The following is a 12,351-nucleotide window of genomic DNA, read 5'->3' on the forward strand; positions in this document are numbered from 1 at the left end:
CTAAGCGTTAGCGATAAGGTGCATCTTCGGCACGGTTACGGGCGATCTGCTCTTCGTAACGGTCACCGACCGCAAGCAGCATGTCCTTGGTGAAATACAAGTCACCGCGTTTCTCGCCGTGGTACTCATGAATGTGCGTCTCGACAATTGAATCGACGGGACAGCTCTCTTCGCAAAAACCACAAAATATGCACTTGGTCAGGTCGATGTCGTAGCGGGTCGTGCGGCGAGTGCCGTCCTCACGCAGATCCGATTCAATCGAAATCGCCATAGCCGGACACACCGCCTCACACAGTTTGCAAGCAATGCATCGCTCTTCCCCGTTGGGATAGCGACGCAACGCATGCAAACCTCTGAAACGCGGTGACATGGGCGTTTTCTCGTGGGGATAACGCAGGGTTATCTTCCTCTTGAAAAAATACTTCCCGGTCAATCGCATCCCCTTCAATAACTCGAGGAGCATCAAACTACCAAAAAAATCCTTGATCGCTTCCATTGCTAGCCCTTATATGCTTACGGTTCGCGCTCAGTTCCAGATATTCCAGGGCGTCTGCATCCAGATCGCCACGACAACCAGCCAGACGCCGGTCAGCGGAATAAACACTTTCCATCCCAGACGCATGATCTGGTCATAGCGGTAACGTGGAAAAGATGCCCGGAACCAAACGAACATGGAAACCACTACAAACGTCTTGAGTCCCAGCCAGATCCAGCCCGGAATCCAGTTCAGGATGGCAATATCGAGCGGTGCAGCCCATCCTCCCAGGAACATGATCGCAGCCATGCACGACAGGAAGATCATGTTGGCGTATTCACCGAGGAAGAACAGTGCAAACGCCATACCCGAATATTCGACCATGTGCCCGGCGACAATCTCCGACTCGCCTTCAACCACATCAAACGGGTGACGGTTTGTTTCCGCGACAGCAGAGATGACATAAATCACAAACAACGGCAACAGCGGCAACCAGTTCCAGGACAGGAACGTCAGCCCCATGTCAGCGAACATCCCGCGATTCTGGCCATGAACAATCTCAGACATGTTGAGGCTGCCTGAAACAAGAAGCACCGTCACCAACACGAAGCTAATCGCAAGTTCATAGGAAATCATCTGCGCCGAAGCACGCATGGCCGCGAGAAACGCATACTTGGAGTTTGAAGCCCATCCAGCCACGATGACACCGTACACACCAATAGACGTAATGGCCATGACATACAGCAACCCGGCGTTAACGTTCGCGAGCACAACATCAGGTCCGAACGGCACCACTGCCCACGCAGCCAGTGCCGGCATCAGTGTCACGACTGGTGCCAGCACGAACAGCACTTTGTTCGCCTGACTGGGTACGATCACTTCCTTGGTCAGCAACTTCAAAACGTCTGCAAACGGCTGCAGCAGACCTCTGAAACCAACCCGGTTCGGACCAAGACGAACATGCATGAAACCAATCATCTTGCGTTCCCAATATGTGAGGTACGCGACACACAGGATGATGGGAACAGCAATGACAAGGATCTTGACCAGGGTCCAGATCACCAGCCATGGGGTGGCACCGATCAGCCCGACACCGAAACTCTCGAGAGAATTGAGCCACTCCATCTCAGACACGCTCCATGTGCAGTTGACTGTGAACAGAACCCAGTTGTGCGGTCTCGTTAAATCCCGCACTCAGGCGAATTGCAGCAACCGGGACCGTTTGATCGGCTTTGACCGGAATCGAGACTTCTCCTGCTTCAGTCTTGATTCGCACCATATCGCCATCTGAAAGACTATGTGCCTGAAGCGTTTCAGGATGAACCCTGGCCGCGGTCAGTTTTGAAACCGACATTTCTTGCAATGGCTCGGAGCGGCGAACAATCGCATCACTACGATAAATAGGCAGATCGGCAACCCGCTCCAATGCATCTGTTTTGCTGACAAGACTGCGTCCGATTCCGGCACTGATCGTGTTGCTTAATCTTGAACCAGCACCTGCAGCGAGCACCGTATCCCGTACTGATTCAGACGACTCTTCCTCAAAGTCCTTCAGGTTCAGAAGGTTGCCCATCACGCGCAATACTTTCCACGCTGGACGGCTTTGCGCAAACCCAGCAACGGTCCCTTTAAAACTTTGCGCCTGACCGGCAGCATTCACGTAGGTACCCGAAGTTTCAGTAAACGGACCAACCGGGAGCATCACTCTTGCCCAATCCTGAGCAGACGATTTGTACGTTGTCAGCGCAACGACGAATCTGGCATTTTGCAGCGTTTCAACGGCCCGCTGGCCAAGATTTGTATCGAGTGCGGGCTCCAGGTTCAGGGTGATGTAGCCTTGTTGCCCGTCTTCAAGCATCGCCTGGGCGGTCTTAGCACCACGCCCCGGAACTGCGTTGGCAAGGTAGGCTCCCACGGTGTTCGCACCCGCAGTCAGGAACCCAAAATTCGCATCAACCTGCTGTGCGATCCATTGTGCATTGGCCGCTATGCGTGAGGCATCCGTGGCATGAGACACAACATTGCCCAGCAGAACCGCCCTCTTCTCACCCGAAACAAGACTCTGGGCGATTTTCTGCGCCTGCTCTCCGGCCTGTACACCCGCAAACTCGTCCGGCACTGCAATGGATTTGAGCGCGGCAACAGCAACGGCGACTTCCGCCAGCGCATCAGCGAGTTGTGACGGACGAACCGTCATGCGCCCATGGAGCAGCAACAGCGGATCATCAGCCGCCACATCGATGCTGCTCACCTGAGCACCATGTTTGACAATCTGACGCAGGCGTTGTGTGATCAATGGGTGATCCGCACGCATGAAAGAGCCGACGATCAATGCACGGTCCAGTGAACTGACATCACCAATACTCATTCCAAGCCAAGGCGCGCCATTCAGGCTGGCGTCAAACTCAGGGTCAGCGAGTCGTGTCCGGACGTCGACGTTCTCTGAACCCAGGCCTCGGGCAAGACGTGCCAGCAGATTCATCTCTTCAAGCGTGGCCATCTCGGTCGCGATTGCGCCCAGTTTGTCCGCCCCGTCCTGATCGCGTACGGCCATCAACCCTTGAACGGCGGCCTGCAGCGCATCAGCCCAGTTTGCTTCGCGCCACACACCATCATCGCCCTTGATCATGGGGGACTCGAGACGATCGATGCGAAGGCCCTCATAGGAGAAACGATCACGATCGCTGATCCAGCACTCATTTACCTCTTCATTTTCGAAGGGCACAACTCGCATAACCTCGTCGAGTTTGACTTGAACAACGATGTTCGCACCCAGGCTGTCATGCGGCGATACCGAACGGCGACGAGCCAGCTCCCACGTTCTGGCTTGATAGCGGAACGGCTTGGAGGTCAAGGCACCGACCGGACAAATATCGATCATGTTCCCGGAGAGCTCTGACTCGACGGAGCGACCAACGAATGTCGTGATCTCCGAGTGTTCGCCACGGTTGAGCATGCCAAGCTCCATGACGCCTGCAATCTCCTGACCAAACCGCACACAGCGGGTGCAGTGAATGCAGCGGGTCATTTCCTCAGCAGAGATCAGAGGACCGAACGACTTGTGAAACACAACCCGCTTCTCTTCGTTGTAGCGAGAAGTGGAGCCACCATATCCGACTGCAAGATCCTGCAACTGGCACTCTCCCCCCTGGTCACAGATAGGGCAGTCGAGCGGATGGTTGATCAGCAAGAACTCCATCACACTCTTCTGAGCGGCGACAGCACGCTCGGAGCAGGTGTGCACAACCATTCCATTTGTCGCTGGCGTCGCACAGGCAGGCAATGCCTTGGGCGCTTTTTCGACTTCGACCAGACACATGCGGCAATTCGCAGCGATCGAGAGCTTCTTGTGATAGCAAAAGTGTGGAACGTATACGCCAAGCTTGTGAGCTGCATGCATCACCATGCTGCCCTCAGGCACCTCCACAATCTTGCCGTCGATGGTCAACTCAACCATATTGAATCCAACTTAAAGGTAAGGAGCGACAACACATCGCTTGTTTTCGATGTGATACGCAAATTCATCACGATAATGCTTGAGGAAACCGCGTACCGGCATGGCTGCTGCATCACCGAGCGCGCAGATTGTGCGGCCCATGATGTTTCCAGCAACTGAATCGAGCAGATCCAGATCTTCCTGGCGTCCCTTGCCATGTTCGATCCGATCGACCATGCGATAGAGCCAGCCAGTGCCTTCACGGCATGGTGTGCACTGACCGCAACTTTCTTCGTAGTAGAAGTATGAAAGTCGCAGCAGAGACTTGACCATGCAACGGGTTTCATCCATCACGATCACAGCACCGGAACCCAGCATGGAGCCCGCCTTGGCGATCGCATCGTAATCCATGGTGATATCCATCATCGTGTCACCGGGAATCACGGGCGCGCTCGATCCACCTGGAATGACAGCCTTGAGCTTCTTGCCGTTACGCATTCCACCAGCAAGTTCCAGCAACTTGGAAAACGGAGTCCCCATGGGAATCTCGTAGTTACCAGGGCGCTCGACATCACCAGAAATCGAGAACAACTTGGTTCCACCATTGTTGGGTTTCCCGACTTCGAGGTAAGCAGGACCGCCATTGCGGATAATCCATGGAACTGCCGCGAACGTCTCGGTGTTGTTGATCGTAGTCGGTTTGCCATATATCCCGAAACTGGCTGGAAATGGCGGCTTGAAACGAGGCTGGCCTTTCTTGCCCTCGATTGATTCAAGCAAGGCCGTCTCCTCACCGCAGATGTAGGCACCATACCCATGAAACGCATGCAGGTTGAAGCTGAAGTCTGAGCCGAGAATCCTGTCACCCAGAAAACCAGCTGCGCATGCCTCTTCGAGCGCCTCCTCGAAGCGCTGATAGACCTCGAAGATTTCACCGTGGATATAGTTGTATCCGACGGAAATGCCCATCGCATAAGCGGCAATCGCCATTCCTTCGATCACGATATGCGGATTGAGACGCAGGATATCACGGTCTTTGAACGTACCCGGCTCTCCTTCGTCTGAATTACAGACCAGATACTTCTGCCCAGGAAACGTGCGTGGCATGAAGCTCCACTTGAGACCGGTCGGAAACCCAGCGCCACCACGCCCACGCAGACCAGACGCTTTCACTTCGGCAATCACGTCCTCCGGGCTCATGCCCTGCGTGAGGACCTTCCTGAGCGCCTCATACCCGCCCCGCTTGACGTACTCGTCCAGACGCCAGTTCTGACCATCGAGACCGGCCATGATCTGGGGCGAAACGTGACGACCATGCAACGCCATCGATGCAGGCAAGTCACCAAACGGTGCGGGGTCCAGCCCCTGTGAGTATTTCTGAAGAACAGCAGCCATCGTCATTTATCAGGCCTCCTTCACAGTCGAGAGGTCTGCGAGCATCTCGTCAATTCTCTGTGCCGACATGCGCACACACATGTGCTTGTTGTTGACCAGCAGAACCGGAGAGTCACCACATGCTCCCATGCACTCACCTTCCATGAGTGTGAACTGCCCATCCGACGTTGTCTCGCCAAATCCGATGCCAAGCTTCTGCTTGATGTAATCAGCCGTCTTCTCACCATCGCGCAAGGCACAGGGCAGGTTCGTACATACCGTGACTTTGACTCGGCCGACTGGCTTGACGTCAAACATGTTGTAGAAGGTCGCAACCTCCTGCACCTGAATAGGAGGCTGTTCAAGATAGCGCGCGACATCCTCTATCACTTCCGGGGACACCCAGCCGATTTCATCCTGAGCGATCGCAAGCGCGGCCATGATGGCGGATTGCTTTTTCTCGGAAGGAAACTTGGCGAGCTCCCGATCTATCTTCTGGTAGGACTGTTCAGAAAGCAGCATAGTATTGGTTATCCGTGTGATCCTTTTGCACCATCAGCGGTCGATTTCGCCGAACACGATGTCCTGCGTACCGATGATCGTGACTGCGTCAGCCAGCATGTGACCACGCGACATTTCGTCCAGGGCTTGCAGATGCGCAAAGCCCGGCGCACGAATCTTCAGACGGTAGGGCTTGTTCGCACCATCCGAGACCAGATAGATACCGAACTCCCCTTTTGGATGCTCGATTGCGCTGTAGGCCTGGCCTTCCGGCACATGAAACCCTTCCGTAAAGAGTTTGAAGTGGTGAATCAACTCTTCCATGTTGGACTTCATCCCGGTGCGATGCGGAGGGCTAACCTTATGGTTGTCCAGCATGACAGGGCCCGGATTGTTCCTGAGCCACTCGACACATTGACGGATGATCCGGTTGCTCTCACGCATCTCAGCGACGCGGCAGAGATAACGATCATATGAGTCGCCATTGACACCGACAGGAATATCAAACTCCATGCGGTCATACACTTCGTAGGGTTGCGTCTTGCGCAGATCCCATTCGACACCGGATCCTCTCAACATTGGCCCGGTAAATCCGAGTGCCTTGGCACGCTCGGGATCAACTACACCGATACCAACCAGACGTTGCTTCCATATCCGGTTGTCAGTCAGCAGCGTTTCGTACTCGTCCACACAGGCTGGAAACCGGTTGGTGAAGTCTTCAATGAAATCGAGCAGTGAGCCTGATCGCGCCTCGTTGATCGCCTTAAGATCCTTCTGGGATCGGTAAGGACTGTCGCTGGCGAACTTTGGCATCGCATCGGGCAGATCACGATAGACACCGCCCGGACGGTAATAGGCTGCGTGCATTCGAGCACCGGAGACCGCCTCATAGCAGTCCATCAGATCTTCACGCTCGCGAAACGCGTACAAAAACACGGCCATGGCGCCCACATCCAGCGCATGCGATCCCAACGACATCAAATGGTTCAAAATACGAGTGATCTCGTCAAACAGAACACGGATATATTGGGCACGGATGGGCGGAGTCACCCCCATCAGCTTCTCGATTGCCATCACATAAGCGTGCTCGTTGCACATCATGGAGACATAATCAAGCCGGTCCATGTACGGCAGTGCCTGCAGGAATGTTCTGTGTTCGGCAAGCTTTTCCGTTGCGCGATGCAAAAGGCCAATGTGCGGATCTGCACGCTGGATAACTTCGCCGTCGAGTTCCAGAATCAGACGCAATACACCGTGCGCTGCCGGGTGCTGTGGCCCAAAGTTCAGGGTATAGCTTTTGATCTCAGCCATGATTAACGACCCACCCCATATCCGTCCTCGCGCACCACACGTGCCACCACTTCTCGAGGTTCAATTGTGACTGGCTGATAGATAACCCGACCTTGCTCTGGATCGAAACGCATCTCCACGTGACCATAAACAGGAAAATCCTTGCGAAACGGATGCCCGATAAAGCCGTAGTCCGTCAGAATCCGACGCAGGTCCGGATGACCCTCAAACACAATGCCCAGCAGATCATATGCTTCGCGCTCATACCAGTTCACGCTGGACCAGACATTCACCAGCGATGCGACAACTGGAAACTCTGACGCGACGGCAAATGTACGTACCCGCAGACGACAATTGTGCTTGATTGATAGCAGATGCATGACAACTGCATAACGACCTGGAAACGTGGGTTGCGGGTGCTCTTCACCACCTTCCTTGCCTCTCGCATAGGTCAAGTAATCGACCCCACACAAGTCAACACACGTCTCAAAACTGAATTCTGGTAAATCACGCAACTGTAGCGCGACAGCTTCCCATTCCTCGGGAGCAACCGTCAGTGTCAGTTCGTCGTACTCAAGCTTGAGGTCGGCATTCTCTCCAAACCTGGAAACCAATGCCTGCTGCAACGAAGATAACCTGGACATATTTCAACCTGTCAATTGTTCGCGGAGCCAACCGCCAACGAACCGTCTGGTCACAGCCTGTGTGACAACGGCTCCTTACAACTTCGGACTATCGAGCGATCGTATTGGTGAGACGGATCTTGTTCTGCATCTGCAACAAACCGTAAACCAACGCTTCTGCGGTCGGAGGGCATCCAGGCACGTAGATATCGACAGGAACAATCCTGTCACAGCCACGAACCACTGAGTACGAGTAGTGGTAATAACCACCTCCATTCGCACAGGATCCCATTGACACGACCCAGCGTGGCTCAGGCATCTGGTCATAAACCTTTCGCAGAGCAGGTGCCATCTTGTTGCACAACGTTCCCGCCACAATCATCAAGTCCGACTGACGGGGACTTGGGCGGAAGATGATGCCAAACTGGTCCATATCATACCGTGCAGCACCAGCATGCATCATCTCGACCGCACAGCAAGCGAGCCCGAATGTCATCGGCCACATCGAACCTGTCTTGGCCCAGTTGATCACCTTGTCAGCACTGGTGGTCACGAAACCTTGTTTCAATACGCCATCAATTGCCATCGTCTCAACAACCATCCATCAAAAAAGTGCGTCTGCACGCAGACTCGACCACACGTGGGAAACATCATTCCCAATCGAGGGCGCCCTTCTTCCATTCATACAGAAATCCCACAGTCAGGATCAGCAGAAAAATCATGACTGTACTGAATCCAACGATTCCGACCGCGCCACTGGAAATGGCCCATGGGAACAGAAATGCAATCTCAAGGTCGAAGAGAATAAATAGAATGGCCACGAGGTAGTAACGCACATCAAACTTCATGCGCGCGTCACCAAATGCCTCAAAACCACACTCATACGGCGAGAGTTTCTGCTCATCAGGTCTGTTGGGCCCGATCAGCGAACCGGCCGTAATGAGGGCAAAGCCAATCACCGTACCGACAATAATGAATAGCAGGACGGGGAAATACTGTTCCAGGTTCATCGCTTGATCTCGAAGTCAGTACAAACCCCCGGATTGTACCACCTGCGTTGGCCCAATCTGGTGCGGAAAAACTGCACTTCTCCGTAAAAATTTAGTGATCCATTGATCCTTCCAGTGTAACCGCTCAGCACACCCTTATTGGCACGGCCTGCCACAGCAACTCAACACGTGACGTTCTGCCTAACGAACCTCATCTCAGAACAGCAGGACTAGCATGCACTATCTCGGGCAGCGTGTGCGCGCACTATGCAGAACACACGCGTGTTGATTTTCCCCGAGACAGGGCCAGAAGGCTCAGGACAGATGCGTCAGGCAGCACACGGAGACCAAGAATCTTCTTCCGCAATTACTTACGCACAACCTGTAAACAACCAATATCCAGCTTCTGACTAGCTTCGGGTGGCCGAACTCTGTACACCGTGATGAATGCCCCGTCGGGATACGATTCAAAACGTGCCATGCATTCCCACAGACATCTGCAGCAAGGAACGTTGTCGGTTTCATTTCCCGGCATTGATACAACGCATGAGCAGATCTTCGACACTTGTGGGTGACGAGAACCACATGAATGGAAGAACACCTACTTTCCAGCCAATCAAAGCGGGAAAATCCAGCCATCCATTACGTACATTGTCGTATCCACTCCTCAGTTACTAACGCGGATATGGATGTCACTCAACCTTGAGCGTCCTGATTCAGAATTCCGGTGCTGACGAATTTAATTCTTGAACAAGTGTGCGTTCGGGTCAAGCAATGCATTCTGGAATGCGATGGCAGTGATCGTTTTGCTGATCATGTGACATTCTTGAAAGCCGCCATTGTCAACAGCCCCGCGTTTGCCATCTGAATCGCCATGCTCAATCACAGCCCCAAGTCAATTGTTCAAGAGATCAGGTATGGAACTGCGTGGCATCCCACCCGGATCACGCACTGCTCAGGTCGATTCTGAGGGAGTCCGAGGGTGGCATTCGCTCTACGAAGGGAAACGACATCCCGACCAAGCCGGTCAGCGCCCTCTCATCCATACTCAGATCGAGAAGCCAGGCTGGGACGAACAGGCCACCGATCATCCCGGCTCCTGGAAAATGCGGCAAGCCCTTAGCAGCTGAAGCGAAACCCGACCACGGGCGCATCCGGATAAGAAGCGGCAAGAAACGCAGTCCGGGGCGAATGTACATAGCTCGACAAAGCCCTACCTCAGATCCCTCATCACTGCCGCCCAGTCAAACCGGTAAAAGTTTTACCCGCCCCCTCTGCATTGATGCGGCTTCGTAGACGATTCTGTATGGTGGCGATCTGAAACTGAATGCTTGATGTTTGTGTACTTTCGATGGGATAAATCTGTTGGAACGCCTTATAGGAGTAGTAAAGGTGCAGATCTGGTGCGCTGGCCTGGTCTATGTACCGATCGCCATTGCAAAAAAGGAACCTGCAGATTGATGCCTCGCTCAACACCTCGCTACTGACTCTGTCGATGCCCTTCCTCGAGAAATCCCTACTTTGATTCGCCTTTCGAGAACCTGGCTATACAGATGAACAGCCCGATCAGCCATTGAAACCATCCGAAAGTCCCCCAGACTGCAGTGATCCCTCATATTCGGACTGCGATTCTGACGCGGGTTTCTGATCTCTAGCACGAACAACACATGACAGTCCAAAGCGCAATCGGACAATCGTGAATAGCAAACCACACTCTTTTCGCTAGGTCGACCCTACCCGAATCGAGCCCTGCGGTGGGTAGAGCAGAGGAACTGGAGGACTCGCTGAAATCCGGTGGACATGGTGGATTTGACGCGCTCGACTCGCGGTCTCAAGGCTATGCAGAAGATTATTCTGATGAACGCATTCAAACTGCGCGCGATTGGTCCGATGCTCATACCGAACAAGACTATCTCGTGATTGACGCTTGCCAGATCAGTATTCGGGCGCCCGAACAACGATGTGAGACACACTCACAACTGCTCCCCTAAGGGAATAAAAAATAGTATCTGACTGGGGAACGCAAAAAAGCCCCCTAAGAGGCTTTTTTGCTGCTTGATAAAGCTAGCCTCTGAGAGGCAGAGCTTTAGAAGCGGTGACGAATACCCACGGTGACCGTGTTTGTCGAAACACCACGGAGCATCTGGTAGTTGTCGGTGTACGAGTAGTAGCCGTACAGGTTGGTACGCTTGGACAGGTCATACGTAGCACCGATCGAAGCAACCGTCTGGTTGTTGGTCGCAACGCCAGGACCATCAAATGATCCACCTGGGAGCATCTGCTGAACCGAAGCGAATACGCGCGTTGCACCACCAACAGGAGCGCTCAAACCGAACATCCAAGACTGAGTCTTTGCGCCGTTTGCAAACAGAACACCACCGCGGGCGTTGGTGTCACCACCAAACTGCGAGCTTCTGAGTGTTCCAGCACCTTCAATGATACCGCCGTTCTGCTGACCGTAAGCAGCGTGAAGCTTGACTGCTTTCAGGTCATACGTACCACCGATCATCCATGCGGTCACTTTGTCCTGGTTCAGGTTCAGGCTCGAAGGAGCGTTAACCTGGTCGAATGCTGCACCCAAGAGCAGAGGGCCATTTGCGTAGCGCAGACCAACCGAGATAACGCGCGTCTTGTTGTTGGTTTCGTAAGCAAAAGGAGCAGCACCGATTGGCAACGTCGTGCCAGTTCCGGTCGGAGCAAAACCAGCCAGATCTGCGTCAAACGAGTAACCGACCGAACCAGTGAAACCACTCATGTTCGGGGTCGTGTACATGACCATGTTGGAGTAGCGAATAAACTGGGTACCGAACGAGCTGTCGAGAGCCGCCGTACCAAATGCTGCGCCGAATGGGTCAATACCGGAGAAAGCGTAGGTACCGGGCGATGTACGACGGCCCAGGTCCAGAGCACCCCATGAGTTGCTGCTCAGACCAACTGTCGACTGACGGGTAAAGCCGTTGTTACCGGAACCGTTGGTTGCGTTAATGCCGCTTTCGTAAACGAAGTTGGCTTTCAGGCCGTTACCCAGATCCTCAACACCCTTCAAACCCCAGCGCGAGCCGTTCTGAACACCAGAAGTCAAGCCAACGTTGGTCATGGAAGTCTTGGTTGCAGGATCAGCTGTACCGCTACCGATCGGGTAGTGGATGCTCTTGGACTTGATGTTCTGGTACTGGATACCCATGTCGATCACACCGTACAGGGTGACAGACGATTGTGCCGAAGCGGCGCCAGCAAAGCCGGTTAGCAGGGCGGCAGCGAGCAGAGTCTTTTTCATTTAAGAAATCTCCGTTGATTTTGAGTGACAAGAGCAACATTCAACCTAAGTTGTCTGCGCCCCCCTAACTCCGCTAAGGGAAGTTGTTGCTATTGCATCAAATTTCTTTGGGTCTGGCTAGGAAAGCCGCCCCGTTTCATGAAATTCAACACAAAATCGTTGGGGTAACGCAACACTTCGGGCTATTAGTGCTTTGAGCTTCGTTTGGTGGCACAACCTTTGTACACACCTGCTCTGAAATGAAATTTACATCACCAAGCCTGATCCGGCCTAGCAACTCCGGCACCTTTTAACCATATGCGCCTCCCACAGGCCTGATTTGCATGTTTTCTGTGGGGTCAAAACAACACATGGTTACTGCACCGATGCACTGAAAGGGAGCAGCG

The 12,351-nt window shown here is 53.6% G+C and carries 11 protein-coding genes; all 11 read right to left on the reverse strand.

Annotated elements, in window-relative coordinates; all coding sequences use genetic code 11:
- Positions 1-7: 7 nt before the first annotated feature.
- The 11 genes from nuoI to DBV39_RS10570 all read right to left on the reverse strand — a co-directional run bounded on the left by nuoI (position 8) and on the right by DBV39_RS10570 (position 11,965).
- Entirely contained in the window at positions 8-496 is a 489-nt protein-coding gene (gene nuoI, locus DBV39_RS10520) for an NADH-quinone oxidoreductase subunit NuoI (protein WP_108621492.1), read from the reverse strand.
- A 30-nt stretch (positions 497-526) separates the two neighbouring features.
- Positions 527-1,600: an NADH-quinone oxidoreductase subunit NuoH gene (gene nuoH / locus DBV39_RS10525; RefSeq protein WP_108621493.1), complete on the reverse strand. Its 1,074-nt coding sequence runs from the start codon at positions 1,598-1,600 to the stop codon at positions 527-529.
- Between the two features lies 1 nt (position 1,601).
- Complete coding sequence (nuoG, locus tag DBV39_RS10530; RefSeq protein ID WP_108621494.1) at positions 1,602-3,932, reverse strand: NADH-quinone oxidoreductase subunit NuoG; 2,331 nt, start codon at positions 3,930-3,932, stop codon at positions 1,602-1,604.
- Between the two features lie 12 nt (positions 3,933-3,944).
- Positions 3,945-5,306, reverse strand: a complete 1,362-nt coding sequence (gene nuoF / locus DBV39_RS10535; protein WP_407669286.1) for an NADH-quinone oxidoreductase subunit NuoF — start codon at positions 5,304-5,306, stop codon at positions 3,945-3,947.
- Between the two features lie 9 nt (positions 5,307-5,315).
- On the reverse strand, positions 5,316-5,807 hold the full coding sequence (nuoE, locus tag DBV39_RS10540) for an NADH-quinone oxidoreductase subunit NuoE (RefSeq protein ID WP_108621496.1): 492 nt from the start codon (positions 5,805-5,807) through the stop codon (positions 5,316-5,318).
- Positions 5,808-5,840: 33 nt separating this feature from the next.
- On the reverse strand, positions 5,841-7,097 hold the full coding sequence (locus DBV39_RS10545) for an NADH-quinone oxidoreductase subunit D (RefSeq protein ID WP_108621497.1): 1,257 nt from the start codon (positions 7,095-7,097) through the stop codon (positions 5,841-5,843).
- Positions 7,098-7,099: 2 nt separating this feature from the next.
- Complete coding sequence (locus DBV39_RS10550; RefSeq protein ID WP_108621498.1) at positions 7,100-7,720, reverse strand: NADH-quinone oxidoreductase subunit C; 621 nt, start codon at positions 7,718-7,720, stop codon at positions 7,100-7,102.
- An 88-nt stretch (positions 7,721-7,808) separates the two neighbouring features.
- Positions 7,809-8,285, reverse strand: coding sequence for a NuoB/complex I 20 kDa subunit family protein (locus DBV39_RS10555; protein ID WP_108623219.1), 477 nt, complete (start codon positions 8,283-8,285; stop codon positions 7,809-7,811).
- A gap of 64 nt (positions 8,286-8,349) precedes the next feature.
- Positions 8,350-8,709, reverse strand: coding sequence for an NADH-quinone oxidoreductase subunit A (locus tag DBV39_RS10560; protein ID WP_108621499.1), 360 nt, complete (start codon positions 8,707-8,709; stop codon positions 8,350-8,352).
- A gap of 923 nt (positions 8,710-9,632) precedes the next feature.
- Positions 9,633-9,779, reverse strand: coding sequence for a hypothetical protein (locus tag DBV39_RS19505; RefSeq protein ID WP_159078902.1), 147 nt, complete (start codon positions 9,777-9,779; stop codon positions 9,633-9,635).
- Between the two features lie 995 nt (positions 9,780-10,774).
- A complete protein-coding gene (locus DBV39_RS10570) occupies positions 10,775-11,965 on the reverse strand; it encodes a porin (protein WP_108621501.1) in 1,191 nt (396 codons plus the stop codon).
- Positions 11,966-12,351 lie beyond the last annotated feature (386 nt).

Origin of the sequence: Orrella marina, assembly GCF_003058465.1 — a bacterium.
GTDB classification, from domain to species: domain Bacteria; phylum Pseudomonadota; class Gammaproteobacteria; order Burkholderiales; family Burkholderiaceae_B; genus Algicoccus; species Algicoccus marinus.